Annotated in this window: 27 protein-coding genes; 24 read left to right on the top strand and 3 right to left on the bottom strand. The window is 35.0% G+C overall.

The window, feature by feature from the left end; all coding sequences use genetic code 11:
• Window positions 1–98: 98 nt before the first annotated feature.
• From GH741_RS12745 to GH741_RS12710, 8 genes are all read left to right on the top strand, one after another.
• Window positions 99–926, top strand: a complete 828-nt coding sequence (locus tag GH741_RS12745) for a dihydrodipicolinate synthase family protein (protein WP_153737178.1) — start codon at window positions 99–101, stop codon at window positions 924–926.
• Window positions 927–1,094: 168 nt separating this feature from the next.
• Entirely contained in the window at window positions 1,095–1,571 is a 477-nt protein-coding gene (locus tag GH741_RS12740) for a hypothetical protein (RefSeq protein WP_153737177.1), read from the top strand.
• 451 nt (window positions 1,572–2,022) lie between these two features.
• Entirely contained in the window at window positions 2,023–2,184 is a 162-nt protein-coding gene (locus tag GH741_RS12735; RefSeq protein WP_153737176.1) for a hypothetical protein, read from the top strand.
• A gap of 199 nt (window positions 2,185–2,383) precedes the next feature.
• Complete coding sequence (locus tag GH741_RS12730) at window positions 2,384–2,878, top strand: hypothetical protein (protein WP_153737175.1); 495 nt, start codon at window positions 2,384–2,386, stop codon at window positions 2,876–2,878.
• A 51-nt stretch (window positions 2,879–2,929) separates the two neighbouring features.
• Window positions 2,930–3,289 (top strand): hypothetical protein, encoded by a 360-nt coding sequence (locus tag GH741_RS12725; RefSeq protein WP_153737174.1) that lies wholly within the window; start codon window positions 2,930–2,932, stop codon window positions 3,287–3,289.
• Between the two features lie 130 nt (window positions 3,290–3,419).
• Window positions 3,420–3,584, top strand: coding sequence for a hypothetical protein (locus tag GH741_RS12720; RefSeq protein ID WP_153737173.1), 165 nt, complete (start codon window positions 3,420–3,422; stop codon window positions 3,582–3,584).
• 178 nt (window positions 3,585–3,762) lie between these two features.
• Window positions 3,763–4,158: a hypothetical protein gene (locus GH741_RS12715; RefSeq protein WP_153737172.1), complete on the top strand. Its 396-nt coding sequence runs from the start codon at window positions 3,763–3,765 to the stop codon at window positions 4,156–4,158.
• A 114-nt stretch (window positions 4,159–4,272) separates the two neighbouring features.
• A complete protein-coding gene (locus GH741_RS12710; protein ID WP_153737171.1) occupies window positions 4,273–4,617 on the top strand; it encodes a hypothetical protein in 345 nt (114 codons plus the stop codon).
• A gap of 182 nt (window positions 4,618–4,799) precedes the next feature.
• Here GH741_RS12710 and GH741_RS12705 read toward each other — a convergent pair whose 3' ends face one another.
• Window positions 4,800–5,231 carry a hypothetical protein gene (locus GH741_RS12705; RefSeq protein WP_153737170.1) on the bottom strand — a complete coding sequence of 144 codons (432 nt, stop codon included), beginning with the start codon at window positions 5,229–5,231 and terminating at the stop codon, window positions 4,800–4,802.
• Window positions 5,232–5,304: 73 nt separating this feature from the next.
• On the bottom strand, window positions 5,305–5,781 hold the full coding sequence (locus GH741_RS12700) for a hypothetical protein (protein ID WP_153737169.1): 477 nt from the start codon (window positions 5,779–5,781) through the stop codon (window positions 5,305–5,307).
• A gap of 313 nt (window positions 5,782–6,094) precedes the next feature.
• Between GH741_RS12700 and GH741_RS12695 the strand changes: the two genes are divergently transcribed.
• The 12 genes from GH741_RS12695 to GH741_RS12640 all read left to right on the top strand — a co-directional run bounded on the left by GH741_RS12695 (window position 6,095) and on the right by GH741_RS12640 (window position 17,219).
• Window positions 6,095–6,820 carry a GntR family transcriptional regulator gene (locus GH741_RS12695; RefSeq protein WP_153737168.1) on the top strand — a complete coding sequence of 242 codons (726 nt, stop codon included), beginning with the start codon at window positions 6,095–6,097 and terminating at the stop codon, window positions 6,818–6,820.
• 602 nt (window positions 6,821–7,422) lie between these two features.
• Window positions 7,423–8,637 carry a NupC/NupG family nucleoside CNT transporter gene (locus GH741_RS12690; protein WP_153737167.1) on the top strand — a complete coding sequence of 405 codons (1,215 nt, stop codon included), beginning with the start codon at window positions 7,423–7,425 and terminating at the stop codon, window positions 8,635–8,637.
• Window positions 8,638–8,665: 28 nt separating this feature from the next.
• The gene (locus GH741_RS12685; protein WP_153737166.1) at window positions 8,666–9,970 is read left to right on the top strand and encodes a pyrimidine-nucleoside phosphorylase; all 1,305 of its coding nucleotides are present in this window, start codon (window positions 8,666–8,668) and stop codon (window positions 9,968–9,970) included.
• Window positions 9,971–10,076: 106 nt separating this feature from the next.
• The gene (locus GH741_RS12680) at window positions 10,077–10,250 is read left to right on the top strand and encodes a DUF1427 family protein (RefSeq protein ID WP_153737165.1); all 174 of its coding nucleotides are present in this window, start codon (window positions 10,077–10,079) and stop codon (window positions 10,248–10,250) included.
• A 45-nt stretch (window positions 10,251–10,295) separates the two neighbouring features.
• Window positions 10,296–11,480, top strand: a complete 1,185-nt coding sequence (gene deoB / locus GH741_RS12675; RefSeq protein ID WP_153737164.1) for a phosphopentomutase — start codon at window positions 10,296–10,298, stop codon at window positions 11,478–11,480.
• Window positions 11,481–11,490: 10 nt separating this feature from the next.
• Window positions 11,491–12,321 (top strand): purine-nucleoside phosphorylase, encoded by an 831-nt coding sequence (locus GH741_RS12670; RefSeq protein WP_153737163.1) that lies wholly within the window; start codon window positions 11,491–11,493, stop codon window positions 12,319–12,321.
• Between the two features lie 27 nt (window positions 12,322–12,348).
• Window positions 12,349–12,741, top strand: a complete 393-nt coding sequence (locus GH741_RS12665) for a cytidine deaminase (protein ID WP_153737162.1) — start codon at window positions 12,349–12,351, stop codon at window positions 12,739–12,741.
• A gap of 32 nt (window positions 12,742–12,773) precedes the next feature.
• Complete coding sequence (deoC, locus tag GH741_RS12660) at window positions 12,774–13,445, top strand: deoxyribose-phosphate aldolase (protein ID WP_153737161.1); 672 nt, start codon at window positions 12,774–12,776, stop codon at window positions 13,443–13,445.
• A gap of 399 nt (window positions 13,446–13,844) precedes the next feature.
• The gene (locus tag GH741_RS12655; RefSeq protein ID WP_153737160.1) at window positions 13,845–15,317 is read left to right on the top strand and encodes a potassium/proton antiporter; all 1,473 of its coding nucleotides are present in this window, start codon (window positions 13,845–13,847) and stop codon (window positions 15,315–15,317) included.
• 613 nt (window positions 15,318–15,930) lie between these two features.
• Complete coding sequence (locus GH741_RS12650; RefSeq protein WP_153737159.1) at window positions 15,931–16,323, top strand: DUF4181 domain-containing protein; 393 nt, start codon at window positions 15,931–15,933, stop codon at window positions 16,321–16,323.
• Between the two features lie 282 nt (window positions 16,324–16,605).
• Window positions 16,606–16,788, top strand: coding sequence for a hypothetical protein (locus tag GH741_RS12645; RefSeq protein WP_153737158.1), 183 nt, complete (start codon window positions 16,606–16,608; stop codon window positions 16,786–16,788).
• A gap of 281 nt (window positions 16,789–17,069) precedes the next feature.
• The gene (locus GH741_RS12640) at window positions 17,070–17,219 is read left to right on the top strand and encodes a hypothetical protein (RefSeq protein WP_153737157.1); all 150 of its coding nucleotides are present in this window, start codon (window positions 17,070–17,072) and stop codon (window positions 17,217–17,219) included.
• 191 nt (window positions 17,220–17,410) lie between these two features.
• Here GH741_RS12640 and GH741_RS12635 read toward each other — a convergent pair whose 3' ends face one another.
• A complete protein-coding gene (locus tag GH741_RS12635) occupies window positions 17,411–18,748 on the bottom strand; it encodes a 6-phospho-beta-glucosidase (RefSeq protein ID WP_153737156.1) in 1,338 nt (445 codons plus the stop codon).
• Between the two features lie 200 nt (window positions 18,749–18,948).
• Between GH741_RS12635 and GH741_RS12630 the strand changes: the two genes are divergently transcribed.
• From GH741_RS12630 to GH741_RS12615, 4 genes are all read left to right on the top strand, one after another.
• Window positions 18,949–19,674 carry a MurR/RpiR family transcriptional regulator gene (locus GH741_RS12630; protein WP_153737155.1) on the top strand — a complete coding sequence of 242 codons (726 nt, stop codon included), beginning with the start codon at window positions 18,949–18,951 and terminating at the stop codon, window positions 19,672–19,674.
• 18 nt (window positions 19,675–19,692) lie between these two features.
• Entirely contained in the window at window positions 19,693–20,487 is a 795-nt protein-coding gene (locus GH741_RS12625; RefSeq protein WP_153737154.1) for a PhzF family phenazine biosynthesis protein, read from the top strand.
• Between the two features lie 184 nt (window positions 20,488–20,671).
• Window positions 20,672–21,724, top strand: coding sequence for a Delta(5) desaturase DesA (gene desA, locus GH741_RS12620; RefSeq protein ID WP_153737153.1), 1,053 nt, complete (start codon window positions 20,672–20,674; stop codon window positions 21,722–21,724).
• Window positions 21,725–21,898: 174 nt separating this feature from the next.
• Window positions 21,899–23,020 (top strand): sensor histidine kinase, encoded by a 1,122-nt coding sequence (locus GH741_RS12615; RefSeq protein WP_153737238.1) that lies wholly within the window; start codon window positions 21,899–21,901, stop codon window positions 23,018–23,020.
• Window positions 23,021–23,024: the final 4 nt, after the last annotated feature.

The following is a 23,024-nucleotide window of genomic DNA, read 5'->3' as shown; positions in this document are numbered from 1 at the left end:
ATTCAATTAAAGGGTTATCGTTGTCGTACTTCTATTGCGCCAAAGGGATGACCTTAGTTTAAATTTAAATAGGTTAAAAGTGTAAAGGGGATAACATAATGCTAACAGAAAAAGTTCATATTGCTGTGCCAACAGCTTTTTTTGAAGATGAATCTTTAAATATTCAAGGGACAATAAGTCATATAAGAGACTTATATAAACAAGGAGTAAAATCTGTTCTTGTCTCTGGAAGTACTGGAGAACAGCATAGTTTAAGCCTTCAAGAGAAAATTGAAATAATAAACGGTTTAGAACTGGAAGAAGAACTCATTAGTAATATGGAAATTATCTTTGGTGTGGCTTCAATTAGACAGAAACAGGCAGAGGAATTAGCTGATAAGATTCGACACACAAAAATATCAGGTATTATGCTTGGCTATCCACCGTATGTTATACCGACACAAGAAGAAGCATTAGTTTACACTAAAACAATTATAAACCTTAGTAATAAGCCTACTATTTTATATAACAATCCAAAAAGAACTGGATTTGATTTATCAGAGAAGAGTATTATTCAGTTAAGTAAGTTAGACTTAGTGGTTGGAATAAAAGATGCTGGCAACAAAGGAAAAGTTGAACGAATAAAGAAAGAGCTGCATAACAATAATTTATATTTTTATGCTGGTGGAGAAGTGGATTTAGAAGAAAGAGTATCTCATGGATATAATCGCCTTTCATCCATTGCTGGGAATGTTTCCCCGACAGAAATCAGCGAATGGTTTGAAAAAATACATATGAAGCAAAAAGTAAGTACACAAGAAAGCGAAAAAGTAGCAAATATTATGGAACAAGTTTATCAAGGAAATGCTATTGTGAATCTGAAACAAATCATTAATCGTAAAGGTATTCCAATTGGGATTTGCAGGAGTCCAATAGGTAATATTTAATTAGATAGATAGGTATTTTAGACGATTACTAGAGTTTAACAAGGGATCATCGATTACGATGAACCAAATTTTTGATTTGAATAATTATACACTTCAATTAACGAAGCAGATTTGTTCATCAAAACGATTATTATGACAGCGCTATCAACCGAATAAAGGGTGATTGAATTGAAAACATTTAAGATTGGATTTATTGTTATACTATTTTTCTTTATATTGGTGGGCTGTCAACAAGATGACCTTTCCGATACTGCAACTGTTGCTAAGGAGCATCTTGAAGAACTGGGATTTGAAGTCCTTTCGTATGAACAACACCAGGAAAAATATGAATTAACAAGTGATAAAGTTGATTCTGACCAACTTGACCCTAACTCTATCTGGCAGGAAGGAATTATGAATAACCCTAAACCATATATAGGCGAAAATGTAGATGTAGAGAAATTTGCAGTTAAAAATCATCCTTTAGATGACAAACAATGTTGTGGTAATGTGAACGCAGAAGAGAAGGTTTACACTTATGTCTATATTGTTGAAGAACAAGTGGTGGGAGGGATTGCGATACCTGACGTGCTAGACGGCATTGGACTAAAGGGTGGTTTTTGGTCATCATTAGATGGCGAAATGAAAGCAACTATGAGTTATTAAATTTTTCAATTAACTGGTAAGGCAAGGTTTTCCCTTGTTCCACTAAGCGACAGGATTGTTTAACAAAAGAATCATATTTTTGTGCTAAAGGAAGGATTATTTAAGAAAGAGAGAGGATAAGGAAATGTTTAAATCTAAGATTGCAAATAGAATAATATCATTGGTAGTTTTTTGGATATTAGTATCGTTTGTATTGTTAAATGATAACAATATTGCAAGAAGCCCTATTTTACTGAGTATTATTGTTGTATTGGCGATTGTATTTACTGCTTATCAAGTTTATAAAATTGTAAAATTAAGGAGAATGAGTTAGTTAGTAAGCTAACTTATTCAATTGTTCAACGAGGGATTACCGAAGTAGGTGATCCTATCTTTGTATTTAAAGAGTAATTGGAATCAGCTATTGCAATTACAGGTTATTTATTCTTGTATTAAATTCTGGGGGTATATTATGCACAGGGTTTTTAAGTATTTTATCTGGTTAATTGTTATATCAACAATTTTTTATTTTGGTGGATTATATGAATTGGAATTAATAAATTATGCAGATGAGTATTATGATGCTAGACTTTTTTTGATTTATTCTGGACTATTTTCGGATATGTTTTATTAGATAGCTTATTAAAAAAATAAATTATTATTAAGTTACAGCTGCAGGAGTTGAAGGAAATCGTCAATCGCGACGATTTTTTAGTTTTTTAAAAAAGTTAACTGGAATTTTATGTTAAAATTATTATGAATGTTAAGTGAACTTTTGAGCTAATAGTAAATAAAAAGTTATGTTCATTTTAATCTTTAGGGAGTAATGATACGTGAAAAATAAAATGAGTTATTATATTTTATTGTTTATAGCATTTTTGCTACTGAGTGCTTGTAATACCCCAAATGATGATATGAAAAACAATATTGGTCCTATTATGTACGATTTTAAGGAACCGGTAGTTTTTCCATTTGATGTAAATGATATCTCCACAGAAATTGATATCCAGAACCCAGACTACTTACATCAATTTATCTTCCATTACTACAACGAAGAAACAACACAAAAAATCAAATATATAGTAAGTAAAGTATTAGATGAACCAAAGGACAATGAGGTATCAAAAGAAAATAAAACGGAGTATAAACTAGCTAATGGCAAATCAGCATATTACGAAGAAAACACTACTTCGCAATCGATATGGTGGGAGAATGAAAACGGGTTTCTCGCCCGTTTTGTGTACTATACGAATGGGAACACAAGTGAATTAGGTGAATTTAAGTTAGATGTTAAGGAATTAGTTGAATTAGCCAACCAAGTACAATAATCTTTTTTGTGCTAACGGGTACATACTCTATCTAAACAAGGAGGCGAATTAATGAGAAAAATAATACAGGTAAGTTTAACAATCGTTGTATTTAACTATGTTTTACTTACAGTTCTATCTTTTGTATTTACTTCAAACTTTGAATTAGATTTTATCGGCAAATGGGGACTATTATCTGGATTTTTATTGTTAATTGGAGCTTTGCCATTTTTCAAAGTAGCCTACTTTGGTGGAAGAGGGATAATGGGTGTTCAAACACCTGAAATTCCACCCGATGAACATTTACACCATAAGGTTCATAGCCAACACGAAAAAGAAAATGAAAAAGAAATCGAAAAGAATAGAAAATATCAAGATATGTTAACGATAGCAGGAATAACAATTATAGTTTTATCAATACTTATGGTCTAATTCGACTATCGGGAGAGTGACTTAAGACGAATTACACTTTTTGTTCCTCTAAGAGGGCAGTTATATTTAACAAACACGATAGAGAAAATTAACTCTTTAAGGGGGAATTGTTCTGTATTCACTAAAATTTTTGCTTAGTTGGGTTATTGGTGTTATCGTAGCAGGATTTATATTGAGTCTATTTCAAAACGGAAAAGTTGACTTGGGATATATTGTTATGATGAGTATTGCTGGTCTGATAGGTGTACTTATTGCATCAGGAATAAAGAAGGTTTTAGAGAAAAAAGAAGATTAAACCTTTAATCAAAGACACTCGGATTCGTTCCAGCAAAAGCTACAAATTTCAAATGGTGGCTACATCGGTCCATCCCGAAAATCTCAGATCTAGTGCGATTTTGTTTTTTATTGTTACTCCTTACATAGTGAGAAAATTTCAACCCTAGGTTAGACAGGAAGAGGTGGAAAATTTTTTTATGAAGAAAGTATATGTAGGAATTGCATTAATTTTTATAACCCTCTTATTAGTCAGTTGTTCAGAACGTGAACAATACATTCTTGAAGGTGAAAGTGACCATTGGGAAGCAAAGTTAAAAGTGATTGTAAGGGAAGATGATGGAATATCAAAAGATTTTGTTGTTACCTACAAAGGGGATTTAAAACAATTAGCTGACTTAAGCAAGTTAGAATATTCTTTCGAGACTGCAGCATCCAGTGGGAAATCGGAGATTAACTTTAATGGAGACCCTCCTCAAAAGAAATCATTTACTCATCTTAGTGGAGGCAGTGGCAGTTACTTTGACGGTGATCAATCTGTAACAGTGACTGTAAAATGGGATGAACATGAAGAAAATATGGAACTAAAAGAATAGTATGATTTTCATATGTGAACTACAATAAGAAGCTTATCTTGAATTAAACTTAAGGCAGCGTTAGTTAAACTAACTTTGATTTGATTGACTGAAATAAGGGAGGGAGATGGTTCTATGAAACAAACAATGGTTAGTTCATCATTAATATTTTTGGGCGTCTGTATTTTAATAGGTGCTTGGGTGGTTTCAAGTGCAATAAAAACTGTTGCTATGCCCCAAAGTGGAGTACAGGAAGTACATATAAATGAAGAGGTAGATACACAATTAATGAGTCATATGGGACTGCAAGAATATTTAGGAATACAAGACAATGAATTAGACTTGATACTACCAGAATTGGATGATGAAGGACGTTTAAATAGTAAACTTCCATATATACAAATTGGGTCTAGTATTTATTTTCCTGTAAAAGCTATAAACAATTGGTTAGCTGATGTAGAAGCCGAAACCTTTAAATGATGTCTAACCTATGAAAGTAACGAGTGTGGAAATAAAAAAATGAAAATAATCATTGGTTTAATATTAAAGATTAGAGGAAATCATCTAATGAATTGTCAATGTTGGTTACTTAACTAACACTTGCACCCGTTTACTTTAAGTGTAACAAATCACAATGCATATTACTTCGCTGGTTAATTATATTACTTGACTTCAATAACAAAAGCGTAGGAAGAGTCAGCATCTAAATCATCATAATCCCATTTTGCATTTATTTCATAATAATATACCCCTTGTTCACAAGGTACTGTTAATGGCTGTTTATACAATGATTTTTCGTCTTTTTTTCTTCGAGTTATTGAAATATTATTTGGTTTTGGCTCGGAATTAAAAGTAATATTGATTCTAGCATTTTTAGAAACTATTGTTGGTTGTTTCCTTTCAACAATCCCTGGTATAGAAGGAGCGTCAGCACACTCATACCAACAATATCCTCCCCTTACAACAGGAGTATTAACTGAATCTATTTCAACATCAGGAATGGGTGGTTTAGTTCCTTCTAATTTGTTTCCTGAACAACTTGCAGTTATTACGAGGATTCCTATCATTAAAAATAAGAACATCATCTTTTTCATTAACCAAATCCCCCATCGATTAACTATTACTACCAATCGTATCTGAACTATCGCACCCGGTAATTAAACAATCCTAACGGTCATACCTAAAGAAATCTTCTTCAAGTTGACGGGAACTTCCGTTAGTGGGATTCACAACATAAAATAATTTTTCTCCAGAAACTTCAACTTCATAATGATACATAAAATCACCAATAAACCACGATGAATTATCAGTAGTTTGTATTAGTTTGTAATCCGTAGAAACAAAGGTTACTTCGTCATTAATTATTTCATTTTGGACAATAACCTTCCCACCTTCATAAGTAGTGGATGGTAGATTAAATATAAATAACAATGGAATTAGAACCAATAACCCGATATTAACTAAAAACCATTTCCCTTTCCCAACTTCTTGTATAAACACAAAGCATAATAATTGAAGAATAATTCCTACACCAAACAACAATGTGTTTATCACTCCGTAGTATAACGAGTCTATTAGATTAATTGCTAAAAACTCTACCATGAATATTACAAGAAGTAATTTTGCTAGTTTCTTATTGCTCATTTATACACCCCCTTTTCAGAGTCCTGACTTTGAAACGGTTACTTACCATTCACGTCAGCATAAACTTAAATCATATCATTACCAAAATCTTCGGCGTAGATTTCTTTCCAGGTTTCCTTCCCACCGTTAGGTACTTTACCATGCATTTTCTTTATTTACGATAGGTTACGGAAACTATTAAGGCTAATACACTAATCTTTTTTGATAGTCACGAAATTTTTATAAGCTACCTGCTTTTTCGTTTCTTCTAATGCTTCTTGAAAGGGTTTAATAATAAATGTAAAATGGTTTTATATGGGAGGGTCGGCTTATTATGAATTATAACTATCAAACACCGCGATATCTACTAGTCATTGATCAAATTAAGGAAAAAATTAACGATGGGGAACTAGAGCCAGGTGAACGTTTACCTTCAGAGACTGATTTTGCTAAAGAGCTACGTGTTTCCAGAAATACATTAAGAGAAGCACTTCGGATTTTAGAGGAAGAGAATATTATAATTAGAAAACATGGTGTTGGTACCTTTGTTAATAAAAAACCAGTATTTTCTGGAGGGATTGAAGAGCTATTTAGTATTACTGATATGATACAAAGAGAGGATAAGATCCCAGGTACAGAACTTCTGTTTACTGGTTCTGTTGATCCACATAGTGATGACATTAAGGAATTAAACTTAAATGAAAATGAACAAGTTCTTTTAGTAAAACGTGTTCGAACAGCAGATGGATCCCCTTTGGTGTACTGTATTGATAAAATCCCGGCAAACCTGCTTGCAAAAGGATATAAGCTAAATGAGGAATCAATGCTAAAGTCACTACAAGAGAAAGCGGGTATAACGATTAGTTATGCGAAAGCTGATATCAAAACAATTGGTTACCATGAGGAAATTTCTGAAATTTTAAATTGTGATTCAGATACTCCACTGTTAATACTTAAGCAAATTCATTATGACTTGTCAGATAAGCCAATCTTATATTCACTTAACTTCTTTCGTTCAGATCAGATTAGTTTTAGTGTGTTTAGAAAGCGAGTCTTTTGAATTAACTCTATGCGAATAGTTTGTTGCTATTGATGAAAACTGTGAGATAACTTCTGTTTATAATGGACGAGTAATCGCAGGAGCAGCTGAAAATCCCACAGGACTTGAATTAGCTTCCTGAATCAACAACGCACGCAGAAAAAGTGTTTTTCTTTTTCAAGGAAGTGGTTTTCTTCCGAGGAAGTTGAAGCGTTGCCCGCGGAAAGCGACTGCCTGAAGCGGAAATCAACATGACAGTTATGTTGTAGCTAATAGACTTTGACTGAAAAAACAGTAAACAGACTTATATTTAAAAAAGTAGTTTAATAGACCTTTGACAATTCTGTGAACGATTGTTGGAGGTCTGTTATATTGTTTAAAGCCCTTGTACATAAAGCGTTTGCACTAGTATTATTGCCTACTTCTAGTTTTTGGAAATAAAAAAAGTCTAAAACTGTGTTGACTTGTTGGACGTCTCACCTTTATAGTTGTAAATGTAATTACGATGTAAGGGCATTCAATACAATATAGTTGTTGGACATCCTACCTAATTCGTTGAAAATTACAAAAACTTTATAAACGTAATAGAAATTACATTAAAAAAATAACTAGGAGTGAACAGCATGAATTTAATATGGGGTATATTTGGAATCTTTGTAGTTTTATCAATAGCGTTTCTGTTTTCAAACAAAAAGAAAGCGATTAATTTAAGAACAATTTTAGGCGGATTAGCAATTCAATTGTTTTTTGCCTTTATCGTTTTGGAATGGGAAGCAGGTCGAGCCGCTCTTAAGTGGTTAACATTGCGCATCCAGAATGTTATTAATTATGCGAATGAAGGAATTGGCTTCTTATTTGGATCACTTGCCAACAGTGATGATTTTGGAACAATCTTTGCATTTCATATATTACCAGTAATTATATTCTTCTCGGCCTTAATTTCAGTTTTATATTACCTTGGTATTATGCAATGGTTCATAAAGATTATCGGTGGAGGACTGGCTAAACTATTAGGTACTAGTAAGTCTGAGTCTCTATCAGCAGCAGCAAATATTTTTGTTGGGCAGACGGAAGCTCCACTAGTTGTTCGTCCGTTCCTTGCAAAAATGACTAATTCCGAGTTGTTTGCCGTAATGACAGGTGGACTAGCTTCTGTAGCTGGTTCGGTACTAATTGGATACTCACTACTAGGTGTACCACTTGAGTACCTATTAGCAGCTAGCTTCATGGCAGCTCCAGCAGGTTTAGTTATGGCTAAAATTATGATGCCTGAAACGGAGAAGTCAGAAACGTCAGATGAAATTCATTTTGAAAAAGATGAAGATACTGCCAACGTTATCGACGCAGCCGCAAAAGGTGCTTCAGATGGTCTAAAGCTAGCATTAAATGTAGGTGCAATGTTACTAGCGTTTATCGCTCTTATTGCACTTGTCAACGGATTGCTAGGCGGAATTGGTGGATTATTCGGATTTGAAGGATTAACGATCGAAGGCATTTTAGGTTACATTTTCGCTCCGATTGCATTTGCAGTAGGTGTGCCATGGTCAGAGGCTGTCCAAGCTGGTAGTTTCATAGGACAAAAGCTAGTATTGAATGAATTTGTTGCTTATGCAGCCTTTGCACCAGAGATTGCAGCTTTATCAGAGAAAACGGTATTAGTAGTAAGTTTCGCTCTATGTGGATTCGCTAACTTGAGCTCGATGGCAATCCTACTTGGTGGACTTGGTGGTTTAGCACCTAATCGCCGTAAAGATATTGCTAGATTAGGACTTCGTGCTGTTGCAGCGGGAATGCTTGCTTCCCTACTAAGTGCAGCTATTGCAGGTATGTTCTTTTAATAAAATCTGTCCTAAAGGATGATGAAAAATGAGAATGGTAGATTTAATTAGTAAGAAAAGAAATGGTGATGAATTAACAAAACAGGAAATTGATTTTGTTATTAAGGGTTATACAAATGGGGATATTCCTGACTATCAAATGTCAGCTTTCGCGATGGCCATCTATTTTCAAGATATGACAACATCAGAAAGAGTTCATTTAACAATGGCAATGGTTGAATCAGGTGACCAAATCGATCTATCTGATATTGAAGGTATAAAAGTAGATAAACACAGTACTGGTGGAGTGGGAGATACTACTACTCTTATCTTAGCGCCGCTGGTTGCATCTGTTGGTGTACCAGTTGCTAAGATGTCAGGACGTGGGCTTGGACATACTGGTGGAACCGTTGATAAACTTGAGTCAATCAAGGGATTTGAAGTAGAACTTGATAGTGAAAAATTTAATGAGTTAGTTAACAAAAATAAAGTTGCTGTTGTTGGACAAAGTGGAAACTTAACTCCAGCTGATAAAAAGTTATATGGGCTTCGCGACGTTACAGGAACTGTGAATTCAATTCCACTAATTGCGAGTTCAATTATGAGTAAGAAGATAGCTTCTGGGGCCGATGCCATCGTACTTGATGTGAAAATTGGATCAGGTGCATTTATGAAAAATCTAGAAGACGCTAAAGAACTAGCACAAGCGATGGTTCAAATCGGAAATGGTGCTGGACGCAATACAATAGCGGTTATCTCAGATATGAATCAACCATTAGGCTTCGCAATCGGAAATGCACTAGAAGTAAAAGAAGCAATCGATACGCTAAGAGGAAATGGACCAGCAGATCTTCATGAGCTTTGTTTGACGCTAGGAAGCCAAATGGTTTATTTAGCAGGAAAAGCTAAAACGATTGAAGAAGCTAGAGAAAAATTAGAAAATGTAATTGAGACTGGTGCGGCAATTGAGAAATTTAAAACGTTCATTACTTCTCAAGGCGGAGATGCATCTGTAGTTGATGATCCAAGTAAATTACCGACTGCAGCTTACACATTTGAAGTGAAAGTAAAAGAAGACGGTTTTGTATCCGAAATCATTGCAGATGAAATTGGCATTGCTGCAAGCATTTTAGGCGCAGGTCGAACGACTAAGGACTCTGTAATTGATTTAGCTGTAGGCATCATGCTAAATAAAAAAGTCGGTGAAAAAGTAAGTACAGGTGATACGCTGGCAACTATTCACAGCAATCAGGAATTAGTAACGGATGTTATTGAAAAAGTGTACAATTCTTATAAAATTTCGAAAAAGGTTGTCGAACCAAATCCTTTAGTTTATGATATTATTCATGACTAAGTTGTTCGGAGAAAAGTAAGGGTCCCAGTGGGGCCCACTTTTTAACAACTAAGAGGTTGGACGTCTAACAATAAAGTCTTTATATACGTAAAAAAGGAGAATTATGATGAAAGAATTAATTTTAAGTTTAATAGCTGGTTTAGTTATAGGTGTTGCCTTCAAGTTACTAAAGCTACCACTTCCAGCTCCACCGGTACTAGCTGGAGTGTTAGGGATTGTTGGAGTCTACAGTGGTGGAGTATTAGTTGATTGGATTAGTAAAACTTTTTTACAAGCTTAATCATGCGTTCAGTTTATAGTTTCAAAATGAAGGAGGATGTAATTTATGGTATCCAAATTTAAACGTGTTTTTTTACTTGTACTTGATTCTGTTGGGATTGGAGAATCACCTGATGCAAAAGAATACAACGATTCAGGTGCTGATACATTAGGACATATTGCTACTCATAGGAACGGGCTTAACATGCCTAACATGGCTAAGCTAGGCTTAAGTAACATTCGAGAAATCGAAGGGATTAACAAAGCTGATAAACCGATGGCTTACTATACAAAAATGCAAGAGGCTTCAGCAGGTAAGGATACAATGACAGGCCACTGGGAGATCATGGGTCTTCATATTGACACTCCTTTTCGAACTTTTCCAGATGGATTCCCAGACGAATTGATTAATGAAATAAAAGAGAAGACTGGCAGGAATATTATTGGAAACAAGCCAGCTTCCGGGACAGGTATTCTTGACGAACTTGGGGAAGAACACATGAATACAGGTGATTTAATTGTGTACACATCAGCTGATTCTGTCTTGCAAATTGCAGCCCATGAAGAAGTTGTTCCTCTAGAGGAATTATATGAAATTTGCGAATTAGCTCGTAAGTTAACAAAAGCTCCCGAGTACATGGTTGGTCGTGTGATTGCTCGTCCTTTTATCGGCAATCCTGGTGCATTTGAACGGACACCTAATCGACATGACTATGCATTAAAGCCTTTTGATCGGACTGTGATGAATGAACTTAAGGATGCCAACTATGATGTTATTTCGATAGGAAAAATTTCTGATATCTATGATGGTGAAGGGGTAACAAAATCGTTAAGAACGGTTTCTAATATGGACGGTATGGATAAATTAATCGAAACGATGGATAGCGACTTTACAGGTCTAAGCTTTTTGAACTTAGTTGATTTTGATGCTATTTATGGTCATAGACGGGATCCCCAGGGATATGGAGATGCATTAGAGGAGTTTGATGCAAGACTAGCTGAGGTATTGGAAAAATTAAATGAAGATGATTTGCTCATCATTACGGCAGACCATGGGAATGATCCTGTTCATCATGGGACTGATCATACGAGAGAATATGTACCACTGTTGGTACACTCTAAATCTATGAAACAAGGGAATTCCTTCCCAATCAGAGAGACGTTCGCAGATATTGGTGCAACAATTGCCGAGAACTTCTCAGTTACTAGCCCAACGTACGGTAAAAGTTTCTTTAAAGAAATAAAAGATTAGGGGAATGAAAATGAATATCGAATTAATAAAAACAGCTTCCAGTTTTATATCAGAAAAGATTGATCAAGAACCAAAGGTGGGATTAATCCTAGGATCAGGTCTGGGAATGTTAGCTGATGAAATTGAGAATCCAGTTAAAATTAAGTACTCAGAAATTCCAGGTTTCCCCACATCAACGGTGGAAGGTCATGCAGGTCAGTTAGTAATTGGTAGTTTAAAAGGATTGCCAGTCCTTGCGATGCAGGGGAGATTTCATTTTTATGAAGGCTACGGACTTGATCAAGTTACTTTTCCTGTCCGTGTCATGCGCGATCTAGGCATCGAGACAATGGTAGTAACAAATGCTGCAGGAGCAGTAAACCCTTCACTTGAACCTGGGGATTTGATGCTTATTACCGATCATATAAATAACACGGGAGCAAATCCGCTAATCGGATCAAATGATTCTGCACTAGGTGTTCGCTTCCCTGACATGTCTACAGCGTATTCACCACAGCTCCAACAACTAGCACGAACAGTTGCTGAAAACTTAAATTTACCTCTTAGAGAAGGTGTCTATGTCTGGAATAGCGGTCCAAGCTATGAAACACCAGCAGAGATACGTATGCTACAACAGATTGGTGGCGATGCAGTTGGCATGTCCACTGTCCCTGAAGTAATTGTTGCTCGTCACGCAGGTATGGATGTTGTCGGTATATCCTGTATTTCAAACATGGCAGCAGGTATTCTAGATCAACCACTTTCCCACGATGAGGTAATTGAAACAACGGAGAGAGTTAGAGAACAGTTTTTAAGCTTTGTTAAAGAACTGGTAGCTAATTTTTCTAAGAAACTTGATTAATAACATTTGCTAAAGGTGGAGAAGATGATGAAAAACATGATTGAGGAAGCTCTAAAAGCGAGAGAAATGGCGTATACTCCTTATTCTAAGTTCAAGGTGGGAGCGGCATTACGTACAACAGATGGTAAGATTTATCACGGATGTAATATCGAAAATGCTGCCTATTCGATGTGTAATTGTGCAGAACGAACAGCGTTATTCAAAGCCTATTCAGAAGGAGATAAATCATTTGATTTACTTGTAGTGACTGCAGATACGGAACGACCAGTGTCCCCATGTGGAGCATGCAGGCAAGTAATCTCTGAATTATGTTCTCCAGATATGAAAGTGATTTTAACCAACCTTCAAAATGATATATTAGAAACAACTGTCGCAGAACTATTGCCCGGTGCATTTACACCTAAAGACCTTAGTAATTAGATGGAGAATACAACAAAGAGAGGATGAAGAAAATGACTAAGAACATTGCCCGTACCATTGATCATACTGCTCTAAAAGCAGATACGACAAAAGAACAACTAATCACTTTATGTAAAGAAGCAATCGAGTATGGTTTTTATTCGGTTTGTGTCAATCCAACTTGGATAGAAGAAGCAGCAACACTGCTTAAGGGATCAGACGTAAAAGTATGTACTGTTATCGGTTTTCCGTTAGGAGCATCAACATCCGAGGTAAAAGCACTCGAAACCAAAGATGCAATTGAAAAAGGTGCAACAGAGGTTGATATGGTAATTAATATTGGTAAGATGAAAGATGGTAACCATGATGCAATTGAAAAAGATATTCAGGCTGTCGTTCAAGCAGCCAAAGGTAAAGCGTTAGTTAAGGTTATCATTGAAACTAGTTTGCTAACCAATGATGAGAAAATTATCGCATGTGAACTTGCAGTTAAAGCAGGAACTGACTATGTGAAAACATCAACTGGCTTTTCAACAGGCGGTGCGACCGTAGAGGATATCAAGCTCATGCGTAATACAGTTGGACCTGATATAGGTGTAAAGGCATCTGGAGCAGTACGTGACCGTGAGACAGCATTAGCAATGATTGATGCAGGAGCAACAAGAATAGGTGCAAGCGCAAGTGTTGCCATTGTAAAAGGCGAAAAAAGTAATAGTGATTACTAATTACCAAATTTAAACGAGTATGTCTCTTTCTTAGAGGCACACTCGTTTTTTAAATAACAAGGATATTATGAGTTTTACTACTGGATTCCGTTACCTATCGCAAACAATTTTTATGTTTTTTTTCGGAACTCAAAAAAATATTATGCAATTGTAAATGCAAGTCAGAACAAGGTAAAGTTTAAAGATTTACTTGAGTAGAACATTAATTTGCCAATGCAATATGATACAGCAATTGTATTTTTTTTGATATGATTAAGTAAATTATTTGATAACTTTGTGGAGAAGAGTGACATAATGGAGTTGTTCACTTTGTAGGGAACGGGTAAAACTATAATAAAGAACAATAAACAATTTTCATAAAAAATACAAACAATTACACTACAGAATAGGTGGCGATATATGCTTACTATTAATAATATGATGAATAATTCATTCATTCTTGTTGCTATTTTATTAATCATTGGTGTTTTAACAACAAAATTTTCCTCTCGATTTGGTTTACCCTCCCTTGTTTTTTATATTATAGTAGGTATGTTCTTATCCAATTTTATATATTTTGATAATGTTAATTTAACACAGATGTTTGGGATTCTAGCTTTAGTAATTATTCTCTTTGAGGGTGGTATGCAAAGCGACTGGAAACAAATTCGTAAAGTGGTTAAACCATCTATCTCTTTAGCAACTTTTGGTGTATTGATTACAACAGTCGTAATAGGGATCTGTGCGAAATTTATTCTAAATGTTACTTGGCTCGAAGGGTTATTATTTGGAGCAATTGTTGGTTCAACGGATGCCGCTGCTGTATTTGCTGTAATTGGAAGTAAAAATATAAAAAGAAGGTTAGCATCAACATTAGAAGCAGAGTCAGGTACTAATGACCCAATGGCTGTATTCCTTACAATTGCATTAATTTCGCTTATTCAAGACCCTGATGCAAACATTTGGATTACATTGTTGAACTTTATTTGGCAGATGGGATTAGGTGTAGGAATGGGACTCTTAATGGGGAAACTAACAGTCTGGAGTATCAATAAAATTAATTTAGATTCCTCAGGTCTTTATCCAATTCTATCCGTAGGCTTCGTAATATTGACTTTCAGTTTAACCTCTACATTGAATGGGAGTGGATTTTTAGCTGTTTATATTATGGCTGTTTTGGTTGGGAATTCTGAATTAACCTTCCGCCATTCCATATTTCGTTTCAATGAGGGTTTCGCTTGGATGATGCAAATTTTAATGTTCATTCTTTTGGGGTTACTCGTTTTCCCAAATCAATTGGTTGATATCATTTGGCAAGGAATAGCGCTTTCGCTGCTTTTAATGTTAGTTGCAAGACCAATTGGAGTGTTTATCAGTACAATAAAGATGGGCTTTACTTTAAATGACAAAATTTTTATTTCAAGTGCTGGATTAAAAGGGGCCGTTCCAATTGTACTTGCCACGTATCCAATGATTGCTGGATTGGAAAACAGTCAGTTATTGTTTAACGTTGTATTCTTCGTTGTTTTAACATCTGCCCTTGTTCAGGGTGCTTCAATTACCCCATTAGCAAACTTATTAGGACTAACTGGTGAAAAAAAGGTAAGTTCTCCACATACCTTGGAGCTAGTTTCAATGGGAAAATCTGCATCTGAAATCATTGAGATTCAAGTAAAAGAAGACTCTACTGTTATAGGTGAAACCTTAACGGAGTTAAAACTGCCTAGTGATACGCTGATCACTGCTGTTATTCGAGGAGATAATGTGGTGACTCCTACTGGAAGCACAGAGTTGATTGAGGGAGATATTATCTACGTTTTAGCTCCTAAATCAAAAAGAAAACAAGTAACTCAGGTTTTTATAAATAAAGTAACTGAAAGAGTTGATTTTTAAAAGTTAGCTTTTATATACATTAACAATAATACAGAACTTGAGATTATGTGTTCTTAGGTACTATATTTAGGCTATATGGTTAAGGAGTAAGTCTAAAGTTCTTGTTACAAACCGTGAATGCGTGAACTTCATCTTAGCAATAGGTTTAACAAGGGATCATCGATTACGATGATCCTTTTTTGTATTTGAAAGAACTATTGGAATTTTATGTTAAAATTAATAGTGAATAGATGTACTTAGTTTAACGTCTAGTTTTGTTTAAATCATATAAATGTCTATTTTTCCAGGAGGAAAAAATGAATATTTTACTGTACTTTATTGGTCCATTGATAGTGATTTTAATTCTTCATCCGATAATATCGGCAATGTATAAGGATGATGAAAAAAGGATAGAGGTTTTGTATTAAACTATCATAAATTGACTTATAGAAGACGGTTGGTACGTGCATTGTGGGGGATACCTTTTGCTTCACTGATATACCTTGCGGCGATATTTCTACAAAAAAAATCCAATCCATTTTCACGAGATGCAGTAGATTAGTCAACATCTGATGGTCTTATGTTTGATGCTAATGGTGAAAGTTAAATTAAAGAGAGAGTGGGAGGGGAAGAAGTGACTATTACAACAGGTTTGATAGGATTTGTTATTATGATCTTATTTTATCTTTTTATTTCGGAGTTATATTTGAAAAGGTACTTGAAAATCAAACCACCCAGAAGGGTATTATTTTACGAAGGGAGAAGCAAGCTATTTGTCGTCATTGAAGTTATACTAATGGTTTTATTTATTATAAGTTCATATTATTTAGCAAGGAACTATCATCTTTCCCATAACATTCGAACATTACCAATGTTTATATTTTTTTTACTAGTTTTTTTCAATCGAGGTATGGAGGAATGGAAAGTTAGAAAAAGCGAAAGAGGTTATTTACACGAATGGTTAGGTTCCATAATGTTCTTTAATATGATTTTATTTATTTTTATTGGTGAGTATTTAAGCAAATAGGCTAAACCTATAACAAATAAGTTATTAAGCTAACCGGTGCAAGAGTTCGGACAAAGGATTCTCAATACGATCCGATTTTTTGTGTTTAAAAATTATTGGAATATTATGTTAAAATTAATTGAGAATAGTTGTACTTAAATTAACGATCAAGGATAGTAAACTTAAGTATTAAGTCTTGAAGAATTGTAGAAATGAAGGATTTTCCTGAAGAAAATAGTAAGTCAAACGATGTACTAGAAGGTTTGATTACGGATAGGGAAGAGAATGGAGGTGTTTACCATTATGGCAAGTATTTGGGTTTTGTTAAGCATCATTGCTATTTTTACATTGCCAATTTTATATGGAATCATTCGTGATTTTTTTGGCTGGAATAATAATAAGTTTTACGGTGATGAAATGAACAAGAAGAAAAATAAGAAAAATATCACAGATAAAGTGTATGAAAAAAATTCTTACTATTGGTAACTATAATTCAGGTTAATTTAAGAATACAAAAACTCTTGTAAATTAAATTCAGGGTATAAATATTTGAATACGGGGTTAAAAACTGAAAGGTTCCTGTTTTGTAGCGATATACTATCTATTGCTTGTATGGGGCTTCGTAATATAGTGAAAAAGTATTCTTAACCCAAAGATAAATAATAATTGGATAAATTACTTCCTTTATTCAACAAACGGGTGCTTTAATTAAATAGAAGGTGTTTGTTGTTCACGCAAAGGTAAGTTTTTTAAAAGGAGAAGATTTTATGATGAAACTAAAAATTACAACATTTGTTCTAATAGGTGGACTTGTGGGAGCATTGACAGATGGCATAATGCTAGGGGTAGGTGCCTCAGCACTTGTTTTTATAGCTTATCAATTTGAAAAATATATTGATAAGATGATGAAGGATTAAATTTAATAGTTTGTTCAGCTATAGGGTTGTTAGATACAGTATTTAAAGTTAATGACGTTAAATGCAACTATTAGTTATTTTTCAGTTCACATGAACTGGGTTATTTTTTTGCAAACAAAAAGCGCTGCAAAAGACAGCGCAATTTTAGATAAAATGAGATTGGTTTTTTGCAAGTAGGTAACGTAACCCCGTTACGCTTTTACAGCTTCTTTTTTCGGGAAAAACTGTGGCAAATGCTCTTTGTGTGCTTCTAGCATTTCATCCACGATTTCTCTTGCAATTGTGTCAGAAGGAGTAAGTGGATTGATTGTCAAAGCTAGAACTGCTGTATCGTAGTCACCAGTTACGGCGGCCTCGGCAGCAATTCTTTCAAAGGATTTGATTTGTTGAACTAATCCTCGTACCGCAATAGGTAAATCTCCGATGACAATTGGCTTTGGTCCTTCTTTTGTAATTACACAGCTTACTTCCACAGCCGAGTCATTAGGAATACTTGCAATTGCTCCGTTGTTTTGCGTATTTACTGGTTGGATATCACCTTTGTCTGTATAAATAGATGTGATCAAACGAACAGCTGCTTCCGAATAGTAAGCCCCACCGCGTTCTTCTAATTGAGGTGGTTTGATAGCTAGGTTAGGGTCCTTATATAGTTCGAATAATTCTTTTTCTAGCTTGAGCACAACTTCAGCACGAGTACCCTCTTCTTTGGCTTTTTTAATGTCCTTTTCGATCATGTCCTTCGTTTTGTAATAATAATTATGGTAAGGACATGTTAGCAAATTAAGTGATCTGATAAACGATGGCTCCCAGCCTAAGCCTTTAACATTTTTTACGAAACTAGTGTTGTTAGGATCTGTAAGTAGTTCAATAACCTTGTCTTTGACACTTTCACCATCGACGTAAACATCTAATCCGTACACCATGTGGTTAAGTCCGGCGAAATCGATTTTAATTCTTGAATGATCTACATCTAATAACTTAGCTATACCCATTTCCATTCCGATTGGAACATTACAAAGACCAACAACTTTTTTTATGTTTGAATAGCGTAGGACTGCTTCTGTAACCATACCTGCAGGATTCGTGAAATTAATTAGCCAAGCATTAGGGCACAGTTCTTCCATGTCTTTGCAAATATCTAAAATGACTGGAATTGTTCGTAGTCCTTTGAACAAACCACCTGGTCCATTTGTCTCTTGACCTAAAACACCATATTTCATTGGGATTCTCTCATCTTTCGCACGAGCTTCTAATAATCCTACACGAAACTGAGTTGTTACAAAGTCAGCATTTTCTAATGCAGCTCTTCTATCTAATGTTAAATGAACCTCAATTGGCAGACCTGCTTTTTCAATCATACGCTTTGCTAAATTTCCAACAATCTCTAGCTTTTCTTTTCCTGCCTCTATATCTACTAACCATAACTCTCGTACTGGTAGTTCATCATAGTGTTTAATAAAGCCCTCTACTAATTCAGGTGTATAACTAGAACCTCCACCAATTGTTGTGATTTTAATTCCTTTTACCATTTCAAGCACCTCCACTTATTATGAAACTTGAAAATTTCTTACTCATAGTTTCATTGTAAGGGGTTTCCATTAAGGTGTATAGATGATCAGAGCTTCTAGTTGGATGTAACGAAACCGGTAATTTGTTTCAGGAAAGTAACAAGGTGTTTTATATAATTGCTTATGATAAAATTAGCATGAGGTAGAAGGGAGTTAAACTTATGTTTACAAATGAGGAAATTGCTTCTTTTAATGCTTTAGAAGCAAGCTTATACAATTATATTTCTCAAAACAGTGAGAAAGTAGCATATATGAGAATTCGTGAGCTTGCAGATGAAACGCATGTATCAACAGCAACCATTTTACGTTTCTGTAGAAAAAATAACTGTGATGGTTTCTCAGAATTTAAGGTAAAGCTTAAATTGCATCTAGAAAAGGATAAGACTACCGTCGTCAAACCGGGTCAACATTCCATCACTGAATTTTTTGAACGGACATTAACGGGGAATATAGACGAAAAGATTCATCAGGCCGTAAGTATCGTCGCAAAGGCAGAGACAGTTATCTTTATTGGAATTGGTAGTTCCGGGATACTAGCTGAGTATGGAGCAAGGTACTTTTCCAGTCTAGGTAAGTTCTCGATGTACATAAAGGATCCGCTCTTTCCAATTCGAACCCAACTTCTGAATAATAGTGCAACAATAGCCTTGTCGGTCTCAGGTGAAAGCAACTACACGATTACCCATATTAATCAGCTAAAGCAAGAGGGTAGTAAGATTATTAGCATTACCAATAGTAAACATTCCACAATCGCTACTATTTCTGATGTTAATATCCCTTATTATGTTACCCAGGAGCGCTATGAAAACTCTGATATTACTACGCAGGTACCAGTTGTCTATATTTTAGAAACATTAGCACGTGAACTATATAAACGGAACGATTAGGATAACGAGGTGAAAAAAATGGATAGTAACTTTTATTTCATCAATGCTTTCACAAAAGAAAAATTCAAAGGTAACCCAGCTGCAATTGTGATGCTTACAGAAAAAGTGTCAGAAAAATGGATGCAATCATTGGCAAGTGAATTCAATCAACCAATCACCACGTTTATGTCAAAAATAGATGACAACTCATTTGGTCTAAGATGGTTTACACCAACAACAGAAATTAACCTATGCGGCCATGGCACATTAGGTGCAGCACACATTTTGTGGAGTGAAGGAATGGTTTCATCACAGCTACCGATTAATTTTCACACGAAAGCAGGAGAGCTTCAAGCCAATCTTATTCAACAGCAAATTCAATTGACTTTTACAATCATTGAATCCCAAAACATTCAACAAACAGAAGAACTAGAGACGATAGTTGGTTTACCAATTAAGGCGTCTGCTTGGGCGAAAGATAGATACATAATTGAACTAGAAAATGCAGACATGGTTCATCGAGTGAATCCTAATCTGGAAAGAATGAAAAACTTGGACGGTGCAGGTATGGTTATTACCAGTCGTGGGTTTGATAAATATGACTTTGTATCCAGGTACTTTGCTCCTAAGATAGGAGTTAACGAGGATCATGTCACAGGTTCTGCACATTGTGCATTAGCTTCATATTGGGGCAGGATATGTAAAAAAGATGTTTTTTTTGCATATCAAGATTCAGCTCGTGGCGGAGAATTAAAGCTTAAAATAATTGATGGAGAAAAGGTTGAATTAATTGGAGATTGTATCAGTTTAATGAACGGAAAATTGAATAGTTAATCGTTTTATTTGGAATACTTTTGTGGAGGATTAAGCTTGTTTGTAAAAATGGACAAGTATATATGACAAATGTCATATAGATGAATTGACATTTATTACTTTTTTAACTTGTTCATGTCGTCTATGATTGGTAGTATTACAAATTCCAGATGAAGCATTATTATACATGCTTAAGGAGGAACCTATGAGTAAGCAAAAAACAGCACAATTGAGAAAAAATGTAAAACCATTTGAAACATCTGACACTAAAGCGAGTATAAAACAATTAATAAATACGATACCACCATTTTTTATAGTTTGGTTCCTTGCATACCAAAGCTTATCTATTTCGATCTGGTTAACTTTGGCATTGTCAGTGGTTGCAGCCGGATTTGTTGTTCGAACATTTATCATTTTTCACGACTGCACACACCAATCATTTTTCAAAAATAAAAAAGCGAACCGAATTCTTGGTACAATTACTGGGGTAATTACCCATTTTGCCTTTGAAAAATGGAAAAGAAGCCATTCTATCCACCATGCAACGAGTGGTAATTTAGATAAACGTGGCACAGGAGATATGTGGGTGATGACGGTAGATGAATATACTTCTGCACCGTTCTGGGAGAAGCTAACCTACCGCCTATACCGTAATCCTATTGTTATGTTTGGCTTTGGTCCGATTTACCTTTTCTTAGTAGATAATCGTTTTAATCGTAAAGGTGCGAAACGAAAAGAACGTTTAAACACTTACGTAATCAATGCATCTATTGCCATTATTTATGCGCTTTTAATATGGGCAATTGGTTGGCAAGCATTTTTAATCATTCAAGCTCCGATTCTATTCGTGTCAGGTACACTTGGAATTTGGTTGTTTTATGTACAGCATCAATTTGAGGATTCTTATTTTGAAAATGAAGCTGAGTGGGATTATGTAAAAGCTGCAGTAGACGGTAGTTCATATTATAAATTGCCAAAAGTAATGCAGTGGATCACAGGGAATATTGGTTTCCACCATGTGCACCATTTAAGCCCTAGAGTACCGAATTATAATCTAGAGAAGGCACATGAATCTACACCACCACTTCAAAAAGCAACAACGATTACGTTAGCTGCTAGTCTAGTGTCAATCCGATTTAGACTATACGATGAGAAAAACAAGACATTTGTAGGTTTTAAAGAGGTTAAGGAATTAATGGCTAACTCCAAATCAAACATGCAGCTGAAGAACCAAAGACCTAGTTTTCAAGATAAATAAAAGTGCATTCCGAAAACCCTTCAGCATGTTAACTGAAGGGTTTTCTTATTACAGTGAGAAATGTATTTTTTTGTTATACTATTAGTGAGAAATTAAGGGGAAGATTTAATGGACTTTCGGAATATTATCATGCTTATACACCCCAGAGACACATTGGCAACCAAGGAGACTACTATGCAGAACTGGTATCAAATTTTTCCAAGAAATACCGGACTGAGCTCATATATTTGGATTATATTTTGCATTTTGCCTTTTTATTTTATATTTAAGTCGTCATCCATATATGATATTTTGATAGGGATTTTCTTAATCTTATTGTTCTTCACTTCTTATAGGCTTTCTTTTGTTACCAAAGGTGCACTTGTTTATCTTTGGGTAGGGATTGATATGGTTATAAGTATTATCCTGACATTATTATTCGGTTATGTTTATTTTTCACTTTTCTTAGCCTTTTTCATTGGGAATGTCCAAAATAAGGCTGGTTTTATAACACTGTACGTGGTCCATCTTGTGACAACAATTGGGGCAATAACAGCGGGTTTTTTAATAAAAACAGATATATTTTTAAATCAAGTACCCTTCATTGTTATTTGTATTGTTGGTGTAATTTTACTTCCTTTCAATATGCATAACCGGATAAAACGCGAAAAATTAGAAGGTCAATTAGAGGATGCCAATCAAAGGATCTCTCAATTAATGGTTATTGAAGAACGTCAACGAATCGCGCGTGATTTACATGACACACTAGGACAGAAGCTTTCCTTGATTGGCTTAAAAAGTGATTTGGCCGGAAAATTAGTATCAGTAAATCCTGATTCGGCGATAAATGAAATTCGTGATATTAATCAAACAGCAAGAACCGCGTTAAAGGAAGTACGTGAGATGGTTTCGGATATGCGAGGGGTAAGGCTAAAAGATGAAATAATTCATATTGAACAGATATTAGAAGCGGCTCAAATTGAATTTAACTTAGAAGGTAACTCGGTACTAACGAATACACCATTATTGGTTGAAAATGTGCTAAGTATGTGCTTAAAAGAGGCTGTAACTAATATAGTTAAACATAGTCAAGCATCTTCCTGTGACATTCTTATTGAGCAATCGCCGAACGAGTTACTCATTAAAATTGAAGATAATGGTGTTGGTATGTCCGGTGGTATTGAATCTGTTAATGGGCATGGTCTTCAAGGAATGAGAGAACGATTAGAGTTTGTCAATGGAAGTTTAGACGTTGAGTCATCTGGAGGAACAACACTTCAGGTAAGGGTACCGAATGTAATAAAACAATCGAAATAGGAGG

The sequence above is a fragment of the Aquibacillus halophilus genome (assembly GCF_009649745.1).
GTDB classification, from domain to species: Bacteria; Bacillota; Bacilli; order Bacillales; family Amphibacillaceae; genus Aquibacillus; species Aquibacillus halophilus.
This window is presented reverse-complemented; position numbering and strand designations above follow the sequence as displayed.

Bases quoted from the DNA above. Each gene is read 5' to 3' on its own strand.
- GH741_RS12735 (WP_153737176.1), top strand. From the start codon at position 2,023: ATGCACAGGGTTTTTAAGTATTTTATCTGGTTAATTGTTATATCAACA.
- GH741_RS12745 (WP_153737178.1), top strand. From the start codon at position 99: ATGCTAACAGAAAAAGTTCATATTGCTGTGCCAACAGCTTTTTTTGAA.
- GH741_RS12695 (WP_153737168.1), top strand. From the start codon at position 6,095: ATGAATTATAACTATCAAACACCGCGATATCTACTAGTCATTGATCAA.
- GH741_RS12625 (WP_153737154.1), top strand. From the start codon at position 19,693: ATGGATAGTAACTTTTATTTCATCAATGCTTTCACAAAAGAAAAATTC.
- GH741_RS12690 (WP_153737167.1), top strand. From the start codon at position 7,423: ATGAATTTAATATGGGGTATATTTGGAATCTTTGTAGTTTTATCAATA.
- GH741_RS12615 (WP_153737238.1), top strand. From the start codon at position 21,899: ATGCAGAACTGGTATCAAATTTTTCCAAGAAATACCGGACTGAGCTCA.
- GH741_RS12665 (WP_153737162.1), top strand. From the start codon at position 12,349: ATGAAAAACATGATTGAGGAAGCTCTAAAAGCGAGAGAAATGGCGTAT.
- deoC (WP_153737161.1), top strand. From the start codon at position 12,774: ATGACTAAGAACATTGCCCGTACCATTGATCATACTGCTCTAAAAGCA.
- deoB (WP_153737164.1), top strand. From the start codon at position 10,296: ATGGTATCCAAATTTAAACGTGTTTTTTTACTTGTACTTGATTCTGTT.
- GH741_RS12715 (WP_153737172.1), top strand. From the start codon at position 3,763: ATGAAGAAAGTATATGTAGGAATTGCATTAATTTTTATAACCCTCTTA.
- GH741_RS12700 (WP_153737169.1), bottom strand. From the start codon at position 5,781: ATGAGCAATAAGAAACTAGCAAAATTACTTCTTGTAATATTCATGGTA.
- GH741_RS12705 (WP_153737170.1), bottom strand. From the start codon at position 5,231: ATGAAAAAGATGATGTTCTTATTTTTAATGATAGGAATCCTCGTAATA.
- GH741_RS12630 (WP_153737155.1), top strand. From the start codon at position 18,949: ATGTTTACAAATGAGGAAATTGCTTCTTTTAATGCTTTAGAAGCAAGC.
- GH741_RS12655 (WP_153737160.1), top strand. From the start codon at position 13,845: ATGCTTACTATTAATAATATGATGAATAATTCATTCATTCTTGTTGCT.
- desA (WP_153737153.1), top strand. From the start codon at position 20,672: ATGAGTAAGCAAAAAACAGCACAATTGAGAAAAAATGTAAAACCATTT.
- GH741_RS12635 (WP_153737156.1), bottom strand. From the start codon at position 18,748: ATGGTAAAAGGAATTAAAATCACAACAATTGGTGGAGGTTCTAGTTAT.
- GH741_RS12710 (WP_153737171.1), top strand. From the start codon at position 4,273: ATGAAACAAACAATGGTTAGTTCATCATTAATATTTTTGGGCGTCTGT.
- GH741_RS12685 (WP_153737166.1), top strand. From the start codon at position 8,666: ATGAGAATGGTAGATTTAATTAGTAAGAAAAGAAATGGTGATGAATTA.
- GH741_RS12670 (WP_153737163.1), top strand. From the start codon at position 11,491: ATGAATATCGAATTAATAAAAACAGCTTCCAGTTTTATATCAGAAAAG.
- GH741_RS12725 (WP_153737174.1), top strand. From the start codon at position 2,930: ATGAGAAAAATAATACAGGTAAGTTTAACAATCGTTGTATTTAACTAT.
- GH741_RS12645 (WP_153737158.1), top strand. From the start codon at position 16,606: ATGGCAAGTATTTGGGTTTTGTTAAGCATCATTGCTATTTTTACATTG.
- GH741_RS12680 (WP_153737165.1), top strand. From the start codon at position 10,077: ATGAAAGAATTAATTTTAAGTTTAATAGCTGGTTTAGTTATAGGTGTT.
- GH741_RS12640 (WP_153737157.1), top strand. From the start codon at position 17,070: ATGATGAAACTAAAAATTACAACATTTGTTCTAATAGGTGGACTTGTG.